13 protein-coding genes and 2 pseudogenes are annotated in these 18,344 nt (G+C 40.6%); 10 read left to right on the top strand and 5 right to left on the bottom strand.

What is annotated here, in order from left to right:
• Positions 1-11 precede the first annotated feature (11 nt).
• Complete coding sequence (locus tag WH223_RS14110; protein WP_340048386.1) at positions 12-1,682, bottom strand: glutamine--tRNA ligase/YqeY domain fusion protein; 1,671 nt, start codon at positions 1,680-1,682, stop codon at positions 12-14.
• A gap of 152 nt (positions 1,683-1,834) precedes the next feature.
• Between WH223_RS14110 and lipB the strand changes: the two genes are divergently transcribed.
• Positions 1,835-2,539: a lipoyl(octanoyl) transferase LipB gene (lipB, locus tag WH223_RS14105; protein WP_340048385.1), complete on the top strand. Its 705-nt coding sequence runs from the start codon at positions 1,835-1,837 to the stop codon at positions 2,537-2,539.
• Positions 2,540-2,606: 67 nt separating this feature from the next.
• Here the strand turns inward: lipB and WH223_RS14100 are convergent, their stop codons facing one another.
• Together WH223_RS14100 and WH223_RS14095 are read right to left on the bottom strand one after the other, a co-directional pair.
• Complete coding sequence (locus WH223_RS14100) at positions 2,607-4,118, bottom strand: SusD/RagB family nutrient-binding outer membrane lipoprotein (RefSeq protein ID WP_340048384.1); 1,512 nt, start codon at positions 4,116-4,118, stop codon at positions 2,607-2,609.
• A gap of 10 nt (positions 4,119-4,128) precedes the next feature.
• The gene (locus WH223_RS14095) at positions 4,129-7,182 is read right to left on the bottom strand and encodes a SusC/RagA family TonB-linked outer membrane protein (protein WP_340048383.1); all 3,054 of its coding nucleotides are present in this window, start codon (positions 7,180-7,182) and stop codon (positions 4,129-4,131) included.
• A gap of 250 nt (positions 7,183-7,432) precedes the next feature.
• Between WH223_RS14095 and WH223_RS14090 the strand changes: the two genes are divergently transcribed.
• Positions 7,433-8,308 (top strand): helix-turn-helix transcriptional regulator, encoded by an 876-nt coding sequence (locus tag WH223_RS14090; RefSeq protein WP_340048382.1) that lies wholly within the window; start codon positions 7,433-7,435, stop codon positions 8,306-8,308.
• Positions 8,309-8,356: 48 nt separating this feature from the next.
• Here the strand turns inward: WH223_RS14090 and nagB are convergent, their stop codons facing one another.
• Positions 8,357-10,279 (bottom strand): glucosamine-6-phosphate deaminase, encoded by a 1,923-nt coding sequence (nagB, locus tag WH223_RS14085; protein WP_340048381.1) that lies wholly within the window; start codon positions 10,277-10,279, stop codon positions 8,357-8,359.
• 311 nt (positions 10,280-10,590) lie between these two features.
• Between nagB and WH223_RS14080 the strand changes: the two are divergent.
• Positions 10,591-11,262: pseudogene (locus WH223_RS14080) on the top strand (TlpA family protein disulfide reductase).
• A gap of 83 nt (positions 11,263-11,345) precedes the next feature.
• Here the strand turns inward: WH223_RS14080 and radA are convergent.
• Entirely contained in the window at positions 11,346-12,731 is a 1,386-nt protein-coding gene (radA, locus tag WH223_RS14075) for a DNA repair protein RadA (protein ID WP_340048380.1), read from the bottom strand.
• Positions 12,732-12,821: 90 nt separating this feature from the next.
• Here radA and WH223_RS20125 point away from each other — a divergent pair, with 90 nt between their 5' ends.
• From WH223_RS20125 to recG, 7 genes and pseudogenes are all read left to right on the top strand, one after another.
• A complete protein-coding gene (locus WH223_RS20125; RefSeq protein WP_445265619.1) occupies positions 12,822-12,986 on the top strand; it encodes a sigma factor in 165 nt (54 codons plus the stop codon).
• A 12-nt stretch (positions 12,987-12,998) separates the two neighbouring features.
• A pseudogene (locus tag WH223_RS14070) lies at positions 12,999-13,340 on the top strand (RNA polymerase sigma factor); the annotation flags it as partial.
• On the top strand, positions 13,328-13,945 hold the full coding sequence (locus WH223_RS14065; RefSeq protein ID WP_340048379.1) for a hypothetical protein: 618 nt from the start codon (positions 13,328-13,330) through the stop codon (positions 13,943-13,945). The pseudogene WH223_RS14070 and the gene WH223_RS14065, both read left to right, overlap by 13 nt.
• Before the next feature lie 188 nt (positions 13,946-14,133).
• Positions 14,134-14,520, top strand: a complete 387-nt coding sequence (locus WH223_RS14060; RefSeq protein WP_340048378.1) for a RidA family protein — start codon at positions 14,134-14,136, stop codon at positions 14,518-14,520.
• Positions 14,521-14,522: 2 nt separating this feature from the next.
• Positions 14,523-15,446 (top strand): EamA family transporter, encoded by a 924-nt coding sequence (locus tag WH223_RS14055; RefSeq protein ID WP_340048377.1) that lies wholly within the window; start codon positions 14,523-14,525, stop codon positions 15,444-15,446.
• A gap of 58 nt (positions 15,447-15,504) precedes the next feature.
• Positions 15,505-16,200, top strand: a complete 696-nt coding sequence (locus WH223_RS14050; protein ID WP_340048376.1) for a hypothetical protein — start codon at positions 15,505-15,507, stop codon at positions 16,198-16,200.
• Between the two features lie 37 nt (positions 16,201-16,237).
• Positions 16,238-18,343: an ATP-dependent DNA helicase RecG gene (recG, locus tag WH223_RS14045; RefSeq protein WP_340048375.1), complete on the top strand. Its 2,106-nt coding sequence runs from the start codon at positions 16,238-16,240 to the stop codon at positions 18,341-18,343.
• Position 18,344 lies beyond the last annotated feature (1 nt).

Raw genomic sequence — 18,344 nt, 5'->3', positions numbered from 1 at the left:
TCCTTTTTTATTTATCCTTTTTTAACCTCTTTTGCCCAAGAGTCTTTCAGCGTCACCGTACGGTTAAACACAAGCTTGTCTGAAGTAGACGTTGTATCTAAAGTATAGTAACCTAAACGAATAAACTGATATCCTTTGCCTAAGGTAGCGTTTGCTAAATCAGGCTCGATATATGCCTTTTCGATAATCTGTAAACTATCTTTATTAATAGAAGCTTTGAAATCTTCTGCGGCCACAGGGTTTTCCTCGTGGAACAGACGATCGTATAAACGCACTTGCGCTTCTTTGGCATGTGCCACAGAAACCCAGTGAATAGTACCTTTAACTTTGATGCCTGAAGTATCTTCACCTGATTTTGAAGTCGGCTCATACGTACAGTGCACTTCTGTTACTTTACCATCAGCATCCTTCACAAAATCATGACAAGTAACGATATAACCATGTTTCAAACGAACAGAAAGGCCTGGACCTAAACGGAAGAATTTCTTAGGAGCATCTTCCATAAAGTCGTCGCGCTCAATCCACAACTCGTTAGAGAATGGAATCTCACGTACGTCACCACCACCTTCAAGCTCTGGGTTATCTTCACCGTGTAGCGTCTCAACTTGTCCCGCAGGATAGTTGGTGATTACTAACTTAATCGGGTCTAAAACAGCCATTCTACGGCTTGCTGTTTGGTTCAAGTCTTCACGAATACAGAACTCTAATAAACTAACGTCAATCATGTTCTCACGCTTCTGAATACCAATACGCTCACAGAAGTTACGAATAGAGGCCGCTGTATAGCCACGACGGCGTAATCCAGAAATCGTAGGCATACGTGGGTCATCCCAGCTTTCTACGAAGCCTTCATTCACCAATTGCAACAACTTACGCTTACTCATAACCGTGTAGGTCATGTTCAAACGGGCAAACTCATATTGCTTAGATGGGAAAATTTCAAGCTTATCAATACACCAATCATATAAAGCACGGTGCGGAATAAATTCCAACGTACAAATAGAATGCGTAATTTTTTCGATAGCATCCGACTGACCGTGTGCAAAATCATACATCGGGTAGATACACCATTTATCACCCGTACGGTGATGGTGTACATGACGAATACGGTACAATAAAGGGTCACGTAAGTGCATGTTCGGATTTGCTAAATCAATCTTTGCACGCAATACTTTCTCTCCATCTTGGTATTTACCAGCACGCATATCTGCAAAAAGCTGTAAATTCTCTTCCACGGAGCGGCTACGTCCAGCTGTAGGAACACCTGGTGTCGTTGGCGTACCTTTTGCTTCCGCAATTTCTTCTGCCGTGCTATCATCAACATAAGCGAGCTCTTTCTTGATAAGATCTACAGCATATGCATATAAAGTCTCGAAATAATCCGATGTATAAAGTTCTTCAGCCCATTGAAATCCTAACCACTGGATATCCTGCTTAATACTATCTACATACTCGGTATCTTCCGTTACCGGGTTCGTATCATCAAAACGCAGATTGGTTTTGCCACCGTACTTCTGCCCTAAACCAAAGTTTAGACAGATAGACTTTGCGTGCCCAATGTGGAGATAGCCATTGGGCTCTGGTGGAAAGCGTGTTAACACGCGTCCATCATGCTTCCCTGACCGAAGATCCTCTTCGATAATCTCCTCAATAAAATTCAGTGATTTTTCTTCATTCAACATAAGAACAAAGTTAGGTATTTAGGCCGATATGTCATGCGCCCGTATAAAATTTATGGGAACCGCACATTCGTAGATAAATCCGTAAATTTGCCTAGCAAAATTGTCTTTCATAAAGAAGAAAGCCAAAGCCATAGCAGAGAGGAGCTAAACGTATGCAAAATAAAAAAGTTGAATTTATAGATTGGGGCTTAGTAGACTATCAGGAGGCCTGGGATAAACAGGAACAGATTTTTACGCGCACCGTAGAAGTTAAGCAAAGCAATAGGCTCAATGAGGTACACGAGCCAACGCCAAATAGCCTCATCTTTACAGAGCATCCCCACGTTTATACCCTAGGAAAAAGTGGACACCAAGACTATCTGCTGCTCGATGAAGCAGGCCTAGAAGAAAAAAATGCTAGCTTTTATAAAATCAACCGTGGAGGCGATATCACCTACCATGGTCCAGGGCAATTGGTGGGCTATCCCATCCTTGACCTCGACAATTTCTTTACAGATATTCACCTCTACCTACGCACTCTAGAGGAAGCCATCATCCGTTTATGTGCTGACTATGGCATTGCCGCAGGCAGATATCCCGGCTATACAGGTGTTTGGCTTGATGCCGACAACGATAAAGCCCGCAAAGTATGCGCCATGGGCGTGCGTGCCTCCCGTTGGGTAACGATGCATGGATTTGCCCTAAATGTAAACGCTGATTTAAATTATTTCGGCCATATTATCCCTTGTGGAATTGAAGACAAGGCCGTCACCTCTTTGGAAAAAGAATTAGGACAGCCCCTGGTGATGAGTGACGTTAAAGAGAAGCTCAAAAAACATATAGCCGATCTATTTGAAATGGAATTGTTTCAAAAATAGAAATATATAAAAAGGGGTTAAACATGTATGTTTAACCCCTTTTTCAGTTAAATAGTCAATACTTTAATTAGCGAACGTGCCACCATACTTTGGCCGTCAGCACGCCATTATCTCCTTGAGCCAATACATTTTTCTCATTGGTATTGATCTCGGTCTCTGGATACATAAAGCGCAACGGATAAGAATTACCATCAACCGCAGCAACAGAATTAGGGAATTTAGGATAGCCTAAACGTCTAAAGTCATTCCAAGCACGAATGTTATTAATACCCGATAGGGCTAACCATTTCTGCTGAATAATGCGTTCAATCTTGTTAGATGCCGATGAAAGTTTCACCTTCTCTTGATCCAAATAACCTACAATATTGTGGTTTTTCACATTGAACAGGTAATTGAAAGACGCTTGAATACCGTCTTTATAGTAAGCATCCGCAGATCCATCAACCCAACCACGCGTAGCCGCTTCGCTCAACATAAAATTAGCCTCAGCCAATGAAATCATTACCGTCGACTGGTTAAACGACTTTAATAAGCCTGCAGGAAGATTACTAGATTCGTTAGGTCCTTTGAAGGATGAGGTATTCACAGCGGCATATTCCGTTTTTATGCTATTCTCACCAAAGATAACACCTGCATAGTCACCTTTCACAGCATTAAAATTTTGCGCTAAACGCGTATCAGCAAGCTCCTTATATTTCGAAATCAAATATTGTGTCGGACGGATGTTCGTATGGTTTGCCACCGCAACACCCGCGTTATTACGGTAAAAGTTTTCATAGAAAGGATTCATCTTTCCTTGGGTATTCAAATAACCAGGATTAACACCGGCATCTTCTAAGATAAAACCAGCTCCATTAGCTTTTATTTTTGCGAGCTCCGCTCGGATATAATCTGCCTGAGCGGAAACCTCCGACTGCGTCAATAGTGCACGTAGCTTTAATGTATTCGCGAAGCGGAACCATTTATTTTTATCTCCTTTGAATAAAACGTCATCACTCGTCGGCAATAAAGAAGCATCCTTAATCTCCTCAATTCCTTCATTAATTAGATTAATTGATTTCTCGTATACATCTTTGCCCGTATTATAGGTCGGGTGAAGAAATACAGATCCATTTAAAGCGTCGTCAAAAGGAACATTATTATAGAAGTCTACCAAAGTGAAGAAATGGTAAGCCATCATAATTTTAGATATACCCATATAATAACGAGCATCCTCTTCGATGGCCTGATTAAGAATCTTTTTGTAGAATAATAAAGTATTGTAGTTATTCTCCCATACAGGCACCCCATCGCGGGAATCACGAATAGCAGGGCCATTATACAATTTTAAAGCGGTAAAGCTATTTACGCCTTCATTGGAGGTACCCCAGTATCCTCCCCATAAGCCTCCAATTTGATTGAGAGTCGTCGTCTCATAGTTTGCCGAAGCAACCAATGCAGCAGGAAGCTTCACATTTAAACTTAAATTCTCTTCTACCGGTCTGTTAGGGTCTGTATTAACATCAAAGAAGTCGCTACAGGAAACGCTTGTTAACGCTAAGACCGATAGTAAGCCTATTTTATAGAGTGTATTTTTCATTTTTGTCTGATTAGAAAGTCAAGTTCACATTAAAACCTACGGATCTCGAAGTTGGAATTTGTCGGAAACTAGCATAACCATCCGTTTGGTTATACAAAGCCTCTGGATCACCAATTTTATTAGATGAATGACGGATAATAAACAAGTTGTTAGCCACAAAGCCGATACTTGCTTTTTTCAAGAAATTCTGCTTCTGCAATACTTTGGCAGGCAAAGCATAACCGATGTATAGCTCACGAAGCTTTAAATAATCAGCTTTTGCCGCTGTAACAGTCTGCACATTACTGTAGCGCGTCCACCAGTTTTTATCCCCTGCAGAATACACGCTTGTATTCTCTACAATAGAACCATCATCTTGCTTAATCATAGAATTTGGTAAGATAAATTTATCACGTCCATATTGGGCTGTCTCTGGGTGTGTTCCTGCAGCATACATACGAGGAACAACCTCTGAATACATCCAGCTACCAAGACGTGAATCAATCTGTAGGCCTAAAGAGAACTCTTTATAACGGAAGTTTGTGTTAAATCCGAAAAGGTATGGAGGAACCATCGTCCCTAAAATCACCTCTTCTTCATTCATGAGAACATTTCCATTTTTATCTAAAACGATTTTCCCATCTTGACGTAAGAAATCGCTCATCTGTAAGGTTGGATAAGCATATCCCTTAATTGCATAGGCTTGACGGAAGATTTGGAAACGATCGCCAGCATACAAATCCTTAGCTTTAGTATCCGTATACGTGAAGTTCAAACCGAAGCTCAATTCCATTTCTGGCTTGCGAATAGCCGTTCCTGTCAACATCACCTCTAATGTTTTATTGATCATACGACCAGCATTAACTTGCGTAGAATTGAATCCTGTAGCACGCGACATGCCGGCATTAAAAATTTGTCCATCAGAATCAGAATACGCATAAGCAATATCCGTATTCAAGCGACTGTTGAAGAAACTTAACTGTGTTCCCACTTCATAAGAAGTAACAAACTCAGGCTTCAATAATCTATTAGGCTCCACTAAGGATGGTGTAAACCCAACAAGGCTACCAAATGGGAAACCATTAAGTTGGCTATAGGTAAGGTTTAAGCTATAGGGATCCAACGTTACATTTCCCGTACGGTTGAATGAAGCAAAAACACGACCATAATTCAACAATGAAGAACCTTTCAACGATTCGATAGCATCTGTAAATACAAAAGAAGTACTTACGCCAGGCGTGAAATAGGTATTATTCTTAGGATCTAGTGTAGATACTTTATCGCTACGTCCCACTAATGTCAAGAACAAATAGTTACGATAATCAACGGTAAACTCACCGTAGCCAGCCATCGAGCGATATTGCGTCAAGGTAGAACCTCCCGCCAATTCGCCGATGCGTGAACCTTGATTAAAGATGTCTTCTAAAAGTAGATTGTTGGCCGCCACATTCATGTCTTTACGATCATCCATGCGCACATTGTAACCTAATAATAATTTTGTAGAGAAATCACCGAACTTCTGACGGAAATTTAAGATGAAATCATTATTCAAACGCTTAAAGTTTGAGCCTGTATCGTTTACCGTTCCGTTGATATTACGCGTTGAAATATTAGAAACTAGCTTCTTATTTGTTACACGTCCATCCTGTGATTGCAAATAATAACCCGTTCTATTTGTTGCTGAAAACCAGTCCGTAAAATCATAGGTAAACTCTAATTTTGAATTTAACGTATGCTGATCGAAGGTATTTCTGTTATTATCCGCCATAAAAATAGGATTTCGGGTTGAAGCCACTGGGTTGTACCAGTTCAGCGGATGGTTTGGAGAAGTAGGATCTTCCCAATTGCGCGCTTCTTTATAGTCAATGTTGGCCGGCTGTGTATACACCGACAACCAAGGGCCATCACTCGTTGTATTGTTCTTAAAGAACACATAGTTTACGGCATAAGAAGTTGATAATTTATTGAAAGAACGTGAACCGTTAAAACGGGCCCCTGTACGACTCGAGCGGTCTCCTGGAATGACACCTTTGATACGTACATCTTGCAAAGACATAAAATAGGTACTTTTCGCATCGCCACCAGAGAATGATAAATCGTTCTGCGCTGTAATTCCAGTATCGAAGAACCCTAAACGGTTATCTTTACTTGGTGCAGCATATAATTTTTGCGGCTGAACGCCATTAATCGGCAAGCCGAAATCGCGCATAGAGCCATCAAACAAATCACCCCATGAATCATTGGCAACAGCACTATAAACGCCGTTTTGCCCCTGTCCATATTGGTTTTGAGCTGGTGGCAACAAATATACATTGGAGAACGTTGTGCTATTAGAGAAGTTAATCTCGCCTACATCAGAACGACCCGACTTGGTGGTAATCATAATCGCACCATTCACCCCTTCAGAACCATATAATGCGGCTGCATTGGCTCCTTTCAATACAGTAATATCGGCAATATCATTTGGATTGACCCGTGTAATATCTGGCAATGGCACTCCATCCACCACATAGATAGGATCATTCTTACTACGATTTAAAGAACGTGTACCACGCATACGAATTTGAATGCCTGGATCAGTCTTTCCAGAGGTAAGATCCGTTGCATTAATACGAAGGCCAGCTACTTTACTCGATAAAGCCAATAAAGGATTTACAGCTTTACCTAAGTTTAAAGCCTCATTGTCTACAGATTGCGCTGAAGTACCAAGCTCCCGTGAAGAACGTTTAATCCCTAAAGCTCCTGTTACAAATACTTCAGAAATAGCGTTAATATTGCGCTCTAAGCGAATAATAAGGTTATCATCGCCCCCTTTTAATACTTGCGAATAGCTATGATGTCCAATCATCTTTACTTGAAGCGTTTGCCCCAGATGTGCATTCAATAAAAAGCCTCCTTGACTACCCGAAATCGCAGAACCGGAGCGGGTATTTTCTAAAATTGTAATTGTTGCCCCTTCAAGAGCTACACCTGTTTCGGAATCTAGGACCTTCCCTTTGATGACGATATGCTGCTGCGCATAGGCAGTACTCAACATACATAAAAGTCCAATGGAGAGCAGGACTCGTTGAAAGAAAAATTTCATATAATTAAGAATAAATAAAATTAAAAAAGCGCTAGCGTTTAGAACTAGTCTAAATAATTACGGCCAAAATTAGAATTAATCTAAACAAGCTGATGACGTAATCCGAAAAATATATTACAGTAAAAGAAAAATAATAGGTAGTTGGGCCAAAAGAATCTTCCCTTTCTTGATGAAAGGAATTTGTTTACGTAAAGAAAAAAGCTATCTTTGACATAATTAGAATAAGTCTAAATAAAAATGATTTATTGACATGCCTTTTATTTCTGCACAATATAATTTCAAACACAAGCTTGTCGAAGGAGCACATACGTTAGCTTATAACGCACAGGAAGCCCATTATTTAAACATTATATTAAGCGATGACTCTGATTCCATCAATTACCGAATAGATGACCACCAGTTTCTACTCGAAAAAGGATTCAACACCATCCATTATATTAATGCAGGTGCTACTATAGACTTTATCAGTCCTTGCCCTAGCAACCGTTGTGTCATCATAATTTTCTCGCCCGAACACTTACATTTTTTTCACGAAAAGTACCACCAAGAGACAGACCGTTTCCTTTCGGGCTATTTTACGCGTAGTGATCAACACTTACGTTTACTATTTGAACAAATTTGTGGACAAACAGAAAGTGAAGATTTCTTTAAGCTGAAAAGGGAGCTTATCCTTTTAGAAATTATCCTGCGCCAAGCAGAAACGCTGGTTGTAGAGAGTGAGAATCATGAGGTTATTGCCTTAAAAAGCCATTACGACAAAATAGTGCTCGCCAAACAAATCATAGAAGACGATCTATCGCAAAGTCATAGCATCCCAGAGCTGGCGAAGCAGGTGGGCACAAATGTTCAATACCTAAAAAAATATTTTAAGCAATATTTTGGAAAAACGGTGATGAACTACATCACGGATAAGAAAATGGAATATGCAAAAGAGCTCATTATGACGGGGCAGCACCGTATTTCAGATGTAGCACACATGACGGGTTATAAACATTCTACCCATTTCACAACGGCTTTCAAAAAACACTACGGTTTTATTCCGAACTCCTTAAAATATACATTTCTATTACAGCAGGGAGCTACGGTGCTCAGCGAACTAGAAACAATCATTCAACAGATTTTATAATAACAAAAAAAGGGGCTTCATAAAGAAGCCCCTTTTACTTTTATCTTATTATTGGAAGTCCCATCTTACGAATGCTTCGATAGCTTCATAATCTGCTAATCCCAACTTGTGGTATAAACCAGCTGTTTCGCTTGTACGATCCTCAGCACGCACCCAGAATTCACGTGGATCATCACCCGGGAATACAGGAACATCTTTTTGTGACTGGTGCTTGAAGATGGCTAGACGCTTACGCTTAACCTCCTGCGGAGAAAGTGGAACAGCCATTTGAATCTCGTGGATTGGATATTCATGCCAAGCACCACGGTATAACCATAACCAACAATCTTTTGTCCACTCGTCAGTTTTCGCTAAGCGCTGTAATGCTTCAAATAGGATATCAAAACATACGCGGTGCGTTCCGTGCGGATCGGCAAAATCGCCTGCCGCAAATACTTGATGAGGCTTCACATGGCGTAATAACTCCATCGTTTGTTGCACATCATCTTCGTAAGAAACTTCCTTAGAGAATTTCCCTCTATCATAGAAAGGTAAATCTTGGAAGTGGATATTTTCGTTAGGTAACCCTACAAAACGCGCTCCAGCGATAGCTTCACCTTTACGGATTAACGCTTTAATTGTACGGATAATTTCTGGATCTACCTGATTTGGTTGTTTTGTTTTAAAGAACTCTTGTGCATCGGTATAGATTTTCTTCGTCAACCCTTGATCATCATCGATAGCACCAGCGAAATCTTGAACAAACTCTAAATAACGTAATACATCATCATCCCATACCGCTGTATTTCCTGAAGTTTGGTAAGCAACGTGAACGTTGTGTCCTTGATCAGCCAAGCGGATGAATGTTCCACCCATAGAAATTACATCATCATCTGGATGTGGAGAGAATAAAATTACATTTTTACGCGCAGGCTCAGCACGCTCCGGTCTGTTGGTGTCGTCCACCCCTGGTTTACCACCTGGCCATCCCGTAATCGTACGCTGCAATTCGTTAAAAATCTTGATATTGATGCTGTAAGCTGGTCCTTTTTCCGTTACCAACTGTGCCATACCATTATTATTGTAGTCTTCGTCAGTAAGCTTCAAAATTGCTTTGTTCAATTTCAAAGACAACCAAACAACTGCTTTTTTCGTTAGGCTATCCGTCCATACAACTTCATCGGCTAACCAAGGTAAGTCGAAACGTGTCAACTGAGAAGCAGCTCCTTCGTCAAGAATAAATTCTACATTCGGCGATAGCTGTAAGAATGTCGCTGGAATTTCTCCAGAAATTTCCCCTTCTACGGCTTTCTTAATGATTTCAGCCTTTTTCTCATTCCAAGCCAATAACACAATCTCCTTAGCTTTGAAGATTGTTCCTACCCCCATAGTAATGGCCTTGGTTGGTACATTTTCTTTACCACCGAAATCACGTGAAGCATCACGACGCGTTAAATCATCTAAAATAACTAAACGTGTTCCCGAGTTTGGCGCTGAACCAGGCTCATTAAAGCCGATGTGTCCTGTACGTCCGATACCCAATAATTGAATATCTAAACCACCAAGGCTGGAAATCTTCTGCTCGTATGCCTCACAGAAAGCATGAATTTCACTCTCTTGTAAAGTACCATCAGGAATATTGATATTCTCAACAGGGATGTCGATGTGGTCAAACAAGTTTTTCTTCATGAAAGTCACATAGCTTTGATCAGCATCTGGCTTCATTGGATAATACTCGTCCAAGTTGAAAGTAACCACATTCTTGAAGCTTAATCCTTCTTCTTTATGAAGACGTACAAGCTCTTTGTAAACTTTCACCGGAGTCGCTCCAGTTGCGAGTCCGAGAACAGCCGTTTCACCTTTTTCTTGTTTTTGTTTAATGATGGTAGCTATGCGCTGAGCAACATCAACAGAGGCAACGTTTTGATTCTCGGATACCGTTACTGGTACGCGTTCAAAACGTGTCTCCTCTAGTAAATTTAATCTTGCCATTTAATTTAGGAATATATACTGTTTAACAACCTGAATAACAAATTTAAAAATAAAAGATTGGGAAACCGAAAAAATCATGCGAAATCCTGCAAAAAAATGCATTTTTACCAGCTAAATCGATTGTGTTGACTTATTTCTCTTAATTTCAAGGACTTCAAGCGAGAGAAATCAGCCTACATTTCCCATTTTTAAGACGGAAAGGTCCTAAAATTTGTTTAATTTCGAATTGAAAGCTTTTTGTCATTTTCCAAACACGCATAACCTACTACTCTGGTAGATTTTATATATTTGGCTATTAAATATTAAAACGCATGAAAAAACTTTGGTTAACTACCCTACTTGCTATACCGTTTTTCCTTTTCGCACAAACCGAAAAGGAGACACTAAAGGAACAAGTAAAAGCGAATCCAAAAACTGTAGAAAGTATTAAATTGATACAGAAAATTGGTGGCTATGATCCGGATTATCGTGAACTACGCACGCTATTCAGCGGACTGGACAAATCAGTGCGTAAATCAAAGGAAGGCCAAATTTTTGATTACTATCTAAAACGACTAGAAAATGCGGCTGTTGGTAAAAAAGCACCTGCAATTACGCAGCTCACACCCGATGGTGATCCTTTTTCGTTAACGGATTTAAAAGGCAAATACGTATTGGTTGATTTTTGGGCTTCATGGTGTCCGCCATGTCGTGCCGAAAACCCAAATTTAGTGGCTACCTACAATTTATATAAAGATAAAAACTTCTAAATCTTAGGGGTTTCCTTCGATAGAAAGCATGAAGACTGGATCAAAGGTATTGCCGACGATAAGCTGACATGGAAGCATGTGTCTGACCTTCAAGGATGGAACAATGCCGCAGGAACACTATACGGCGTGAAAGCTATACCACAGAACATTTTGGTTAACCCAGAAGGTGTTATTATCGCTAGAAACCTTCATGGTGATGCCCTTAAGGCTAAATTAGCCGAAATTTTAAAATAAAAAATAATGCTGCCCTTTGGAGGGCAGCATTATTTTTTATAAGACGAAGTCTATATTTCATCCCCCGCAGGAGATTTTATTTTTTAACCAAACAAGGCATTGAACAAATTCTCTAAGGTTGCCATAGGGCGAATAGCAATATTGAATTTTTTAGGATCCAAACCTTTAGTATTGTACTTCGATATAAAGATTCCTTCAAAGCCGAGCTTCTCAGCCTCAGCAATACGCTGTTCAATACGATTTACGGCACGTATTTCTCCAGACAGCCCTATTTCACCAGCAAAGGCAAGATGACCAGGAAGAGGCATATCTTGCTGCGATGAAATTATAGCCGCTACGACGGCCAAATCGATAGCCGGATCTTCAACACGCAGACCTCCAGCAATATTAATAAACACATCTTGAGCACTCAATCGGAAACCGAAGCGTTTCTCTAGCACCGCCAATAGCATATTCAGGCGCTTCGAATCGAAACCCGTAGAGGTGCGCTGTGCATTCCCAAAAGCAGTAGTACTCACTAAGGCCTGCACCTCAATCAAACGAGGCCTCGCTCCTTCCAACATGGCGGCAATAGCAACGCCACTGACAGGCTCTTCACGCTGCGATAGCATAATCTCTGAAGGATTAGACACTTCGCGTAAGCCTTGCCCCTGCATCTCGTAGATGCCGAGCTCTGAGGAAGAGCCGAAGCGATTTTTTACGGCTCGAAGAATCCGATATACATGATGACGATCACCTTCAAACTGCAACACGGTATCCACCATGTGTTCCAACACTTTAGGCCCAGCAATGGAGCCGTCCTTCGTGATATGACCGACAATAAAGACAGGCGTGCTTGTCTCTTTAGCGAAGCGAAGCAGCTCTGCTGTACATTCACGCACCTGCGAAACTGACCCTGGAGCCGATTCAATCTGCGATGAATGCAAGGTTTGTATCGAGTCAATAACCACAATATCTGGCTGCACGACTTCAATTTGCTTAAAAATTTGTTGTGTAGAGGTTTCCGTTAGGATATAGCAATTTGCTTTTGCATGTTGAGACAAGCGCTCTGCACGCATCTTTATTTGCTGCTCACTCTCCTCTCCCGAAATATACAATGTTTTAACCTGCGAAAGGCCTAAGGCCACCTGCAGCATGAGCGTAGACTTCCCAATACCGGGCTCCCCGCCGATGAGCACCAATGAACCTGGAACAATACCTCCACCCAATACGCGATTAAACTCTTTATCGGGTGTCGCCATGCGTTGTTCATCTTGATATACAATCTCATGGATAATGGCCGCTTTACTTGTCTTTTTCCCTGAAATTTGTGTTGTACTACTGCGCCAATCGGGCACTTTAGAGCTCCCTTGCTCGACAAGTTCTTCAACAAAAGTATTCCAGTTTTTACAGGAAGGACATTGTCCCAACCACTTCGCCGAAGCATAGCCACACTGCTGACAAAGGAAAGAAGATTTTGATTTAGCCATCAAACGAAGGTAACAAAAAGCAAAGAATTTATAGCTAAATTACCGTCACAGTGTAACATCTTATCCCTATCTTCGACTTATAGGCTGTACATGGATAAAAACCTCGAAATAGAATTCGTAAACCTGTTGGAACAACACCAAAACATACTGCACAAGATATGTAGGTTGTATGCTTCTGACATGGATACACATAAGGATTTATTTCAGGAGATGGTCATCCAGTTGTGGCATGCTTATCCCCGATTCAAAGGGTAATCAAAATTCTCTACGTGGGCCTATCGTGTGGCATTAAACACGGCGATATCCCTCTTCCGCACGAAAAAAAGAAAAATTGAAACGGTAGCTTTAGATAATAGCTTCCTCAACATCTCTTACGAAGAATATGATGCCAAGCAAGAAGAACAGCTTGCGGTACTCTACCAAGCGGTACACAGGCTCAACGACATTGAAAAAGCACTCGTCTACATGTACTTAGAAGATAAAGATTATGCGGAGATTTCCGAAACGCTAGGTATTACCGAAGGGAATGCCCGTGTGAAGATGAATCGCATCAAAACAAAACTGAAAAACATGTTAAATCAGAAAGGAGAAGCATCATGGACGGACTAGATTTACTGAAACAACATTGGCAAAAAGATAGTAACTTCCCCAAGATCGACAAAGAGGAAATACGAGTGATGCGCCATAAAAGCTCCTCTTCTATCGTGAAGTGGATATTTATTATCAGTGTCATTGAACTCGTTGTAGGCTTTGTAATGGGGCTTTTTGTCAATACAGAACGGATGGATCAGTACCCGCACTTGTCGGTTATCTATCAAGTATATGCTATTTTATTTCAAATAATTATCATCTACTTCATTTATCGTTTTTTTAAGAGCTATGCCACGATTCGAAATACAAAAAACACCAATGTTCTCCTCAAAAATATTTTGAGTACACGACAACAGGTTAATAATTATATAAAATTTAATATCTACTGTTTTGCGATCGTGTTTCTACTCGTCATCGTTGAAGAAACGGTTATGAAGCTACAAACACGCACGGAAGAAGGGCAAATGATTGTTCTCCTCATAACGGTTCTTTTTTTAGTAATATTCGGTATTCTTTTCATTCTATTGATGAAATTTTACTACAAACTCTTATATCAAAGATTACTCAAAAAGTTAAATGCGAACTACGAGGAGCTTAATCGCTTAGAAACGGATGAAGAATAAGGATAAAAGCTTTGTTTTGCGGGTGAAGCATCGTAAATTAGCTTTATGAAGCCACAAGATAACAAACCTTTCCTATCCAAGTCTTCGCAATTTAACCGAAAAGCGATGCGCATCATGAATATTATTGCGATTAGTATGTTCTTGTTGGCGATTATTTACAAAGTATTTTTTTCGAAATAACAAGCTACATGTCTAAGAAACAACTTTTAAACACAACGAATGCGCCAGCAGCGATTGGCCCTTACAATCAAGCCGTTAAAGCGGGAAACACCTTATATGTATCTGGGCAGGTTCCTTTTATTCCAGAGACGATGGAATTGGTAACTTCAGGCGTTGCCGACGAGACACACCAAGTACTTAAGAATGTAGAAGCTATCTTAACCCATGCGGGTTACAGCTTTGCTGATGTCGTAAAAGCGACAATTTTTATCAGCGACATGAACGACTTCGCAACAATAAACGAGGTTTATGCACAGTATTTTACGGAAGAACAACCTGCTCGTGAGTGTGTTGCCGTAAAGACGCTCCCTAGAAATGTAAACGTAGAAATATCCGTTATTGCCTGGAAAGCATAAACGTGAACAGCGAACAAAATAATCAAGAAAGCCGCAGTACGTATTTTATTGCGGCTTTTTTACCACCTTTAATTTGGGGATTTATGTCAATCCCTGTGCGACAAATTCAAGCGTGGCCAGCAGATGATATCCTAAATTATCGCATCATTACTGCTGTACTCTTACTGAGCACCTACCTCCTATTATTTCGTCGCAAAGCCATCTTAAAAGATAAAGCTACTTACTTAGCGCTCTTACCTAAAGAACGTAAAAAGTTTGCCGTACAAACCTTTTTAAGCGCTATTTTAATCTTCGGAAACTGGTACAGCTACATCTACGCCATCAATAATATAAGCGTACAAGCAGCTGCTTTTGCCTACATGATTTGCCCTTTAATTACCGCTTTTGGTGCTTTTTTTCTGCTCAAGGAGGAATTATCTAAACAAAAATGGATAGCCTTACTCCTCGCTAGCTTCAGTGTATACCTACTGATGACAGGCTCCTTACTCCATGTCGTTGTATCTATCACTATAGCCGCCTTTTATGCATTCTACCTGATTATTCAACGCACGGTAAAAGGTTTTGACAAATTAAATCTTCTCGCTTTGCAATTGCTTATTTGTAGTGTCTTTATCATCCCTATACTCCTACTACAACATCACCCTATACCGACAAGTGCTCATTTTTGGTTTAATATCGTATTAATAGCCGTGCTATTCACCATCATTCCTTTGTTCTTGAGCATGTATGCCCTGATTAAAATATCATCGAGCACCACCGGTATTCTGCTCTACATCAACCCTATCATAGCCTTTCTCCTAGCTCTATTTTATTTCAAGGAATATGTAGACCCAAGACGATATATCGCCTATGGCATCCTACTCCTCGCCATTGCACTTTTCAACGGGGAAACTATTGCTAGACTATTCATCAAAAATAAAAAATAAAGGCTGTAGCACAGCTTACGTGTACAACGTTATAAAAAGACTAACTAATCTTATTTTCATGAAAAGAATCTTCTTATTTCTAGTGCTTTGCACGGCTGTATTGGCGTGTAGTAAGGATGAAAAAACGTATGAGCATTGGTCGAACCTTGCTAATGAAAAACTAAATGAAATTCAAGCACTTAGCCAAAAAGTTTCGTGCACAAATATTGATGACTTTGAGGTCGTTTCAATAGGCTATAACATATATAGCTTAAATCATCCCAGTATCAAAAAAGAGTTTGAAAAACTCCAAAAAGAATATAATAACTTTCGTGCTAAAGCCGACAAAGCTGCCGGAGATGGTCGCGTATATAATGATATGATTATGTTGCCTGCAACACCGCCCATCCGCAAAGAATGTAAAAATGGAAAAGCGACATTAGTGCTTATTAAAGACCTTAATTTAGCGGAAACAAATAAAGAGATTGCAAGCAGAAAAAAAGAAATTGACACTTTCTACAAAGATGTAGTCTGTGGAAATGCGAACGATTGGAGTCTAATAGCCATTCCTAAAGACTGTTGCCCAGAATTTATCCCTATAAATAACAAAATTAAAAGAAACGAATTTCTCGTTCTGACCAATACATACACACAATTAGTCAGCAAAAAGCAAATCTTAGAAAACAAAACCTGCGTAGGCATTGTGTGTGGACAAAAGCCGCCAACAATAGCCTGCGAAGGTGAAAAGGTCGTTCTTAAGCCATCAACACTATAATTTTTAGCCAATATTTGTTAAATTAGCCATTTGAAGGATGGCTAATTTAACAACAATAACTCCCATAGACTACCTCAAAGGGGTAGGCACGCAGAAAGCTGATGTACTCAAAAAAGAGTTAGCGATTTTCACCATTGGTGATTTATTGCAGTATTACCCATTCCGTTATATTGACCGCACGCAATTTCATAAAATAAAAGATATACACCCCGACATGATTGGTGCGCAGGTGCTTGGTCGATTAAGTCACATCAAAGAAGTCGGGCAGAAGCGTGGCAAGCGACTAGTAGCGCAATTCAGAGATGAAACGGGCGTCATAGAACTCGTTTGGTTTCAAAGTATTACCTGGTTAAGAAAAGGACTTAAGGAAGGTGCCGCTTATATTATCTATGGTAAACCGAGTTCCTTTAACGGGCAATTATCCATCACACATCCGGAAATGGAGCTGTACCAATCGCAAGAGAAAAAGATTGGTAACTTAACGATGCAACCCGTTTATTCATCGACAGAAAAACTAAAAAAGTTTAGTTTAGAAACCCGAGGCATTCAGAAGCTACAGCAAAGTGCGCTAGAGCTACTCTACAACGGCCTACAGGAGACCATGCCTGAACATATCATCGCTGACCATAATTTAATGAGTCACCAGAAAGCGGTATTAGCCATCCATTTTCCGCAGAGTGTACAAGACCTAAACGCCGCAATTCAACGTTTAAAATTTGAAGAACTTTTCTTTATTCAGCTGCGTTTACTTCACAACAAACAACTGAATACCAGCAAATATAAAGGTCATCGATTTGATAAAGTGGGAGAGAAGTTCAACACCTTCTTTCAGGAACGTATTCCGTTTCCGTTGACCAATGCGCAAAAGCGTGTTATCAAAGAAATACGCCTCGACACTAATACTGGCGCTCAAATGAATCGTTTGGTGCAGGGAGACGTAGGATCAGGAAAAACTGTTGTTGCCCTGATGTCCATGCTTTTAGCGATTGACAATGGCTACCAAGCCTGTATGATGGCGCCTACAGAGATTTTGGCTCAGCAACATTATGCAGGCATCCGAGAGTTGCTAGGTGAGGGGCTCGCCTCTGTAAAGCTATTGACAGGGTCTACAGGAGCAAAAGAGCGTCGATTAATCCATCAAGAGCTGGAGGAAGGCTCTTTAGATATCTTGATTGGTACGCATGCCCTCATTGAAGATAAGGTAAAATTTAAAAATATTGGTTTCGTCGTTATCGACGAACAACACCGCTTTGGGGTAGAACAACGGGCGAAATTATGGCGCAAGAATGTTATTCCACCACATATGTTGGTCATGACAGCTACACCAATCCCGAGAACCCTTGCTATGACGATGTATGGCGATTTGGATATCTCTGTTATCGATGAGTTACCTGCAGGTAGAAAGCCTATCAAAACGGTTCATTTTTTTGAAAACCAACGTCTTCGTTCTTTCGGGCTTATGCGTGAAGAGATTGCCAAAGGACGCCAAATATACCTCGTTTATCCATTGATCAAGGAAAGCGAAAAGATGGATTTGCTCTATCTAGAAGCAGGATTAGAAAATTTGCAGCGTGAATTTCCAGCGCCTAAATACCACATCAGTATTGTGCATGGCAAAATGAGTGTCAAAGAAAAAGATTTCGAGATGCAGCGTTTTATTAAAGGAGAGACACAAATCATGGTTGCTACAACGGTTATTGAGGTGGGGGTAAATGTGCCTAACGCATCGGTGATGATTATTGAAAACTCCGAGCGATTTGGCCTTTCGCAGCTGCATCAGCTACGTGGCAGGGTAGGACGTGGAGCCGAACAATCGTATTGTATCCTTATGTCGAGCAATAAGCTCAGCAAGGAGGGACGTACGCGCTTAGAAACAATGGTACGCACCAATGATGGATTCGAAATCGCAGAGGTTGATCTAGAGCTCCGTGGGCCGGGTGATATCTCTGGAACACAACAGTCGGGTGTGCTGGACATGAAAATAGCGAATTTAGCCAGCGATCAAGCTATTTTAACACGAGCGCGTCAAACGGTGATTCAACTCTTTAAAGAAGATCCCCAACTTCTGGAGCATAAAAACCAGCTCTTAAAACTGTTCTTACACCGACAGAACTCGGGGATCACCTGGGATAAAATATCCTAAA

This window comes from Sphingobacterium sp. MYb382 (assembly GCF_037572665.1).
Taxonomy (GTDB): Bacteria; Bacteroidota; Bacteroidia; order Sphingobacteriales; family Sphingobacteriaceae; genus Sphingobacterium.
This window is presented reverse-complemented; position numbering and strand designations above follow the sequence as displayed.

Coding starts and splice junctions, on each gene's coding strand:
- WH223_RS14090 (WP_340048382.1), top strand. CDS start 7,433: ATGCCTTTTATTTCTGCACAATATAATTTCAAACACAAGCTTGTCGAA.
- WH223_RS14050 (WP_340048376.1), top strand. CDS start 15,505: ATGAAAAGAATCTTCTTATTTCTAGTGCTTTGCACGGCTGTATTGGCG.
- WH223_RS14095 (WP_340048383.1), bottom strand. CDS start 7,182: ATGAAATTTTTCTTTCAACGAGTCCTGCTCTCCATTGGACTTTTATGT.
- WH223_RS14065 (WP_340048379.1), top strand. CDS start 13,328: ATGGACGGACTAGATTTACTGAAACAACATTGGCAAAAAGATAGTAAC.
- nagB (WP_340048381.1), bottom strand. CDS start 10,279: ATGGCAAGATTAAATTTACTAGAGGAGACACGTTTTGAACGCGTACCA.
- recG (WP_340048375.1), top strand. CDS start 16,238: ATGGCTAATTTAACAACAATAACTCCCATAGACTACCTCAAAGGGGTA.
- WH223_RS14110 (WP_340048386.1), bottom strand. CDS start 1,682: ATGTTGAATGAAGAAAAATCACTGAATTTTATTGAGGAGATTATCGAA.
- WH223_RS14060 (WP_340048378.1), top strand. CDS start 14,134: ATGTCTAAGAAACAACTTTTAAACACAACGAATGCGCCAGCAGCGATT.
- WH223_RS20125 (WP_445265619.1), top strand. CDS start 12,822: ATGGATAAAAACCTCGAAATAGAATTCGTAAACCTGTTGGAACAACAC.
- radA (WP_340048380.1), bottom strand. CDS start 12,731: ATGGCTAAATCAAAATCTTCTTTCCTTTGTCAGCAGTGTGGCTATGCT.
- lipB (WP_340048385.1), top strand. CDS start 1,835: ATGCAAAATAAAAAAGTTGAATTTATAGATTGGGGCTTAGTAGACTAT.
- WH223_RS14100 (WP_340048384.1), bottom strand. CDS start 4,118: ATGAAAAATACACTCTATAAAATAGGCTTACTATCGGTCTTAGCGTTA.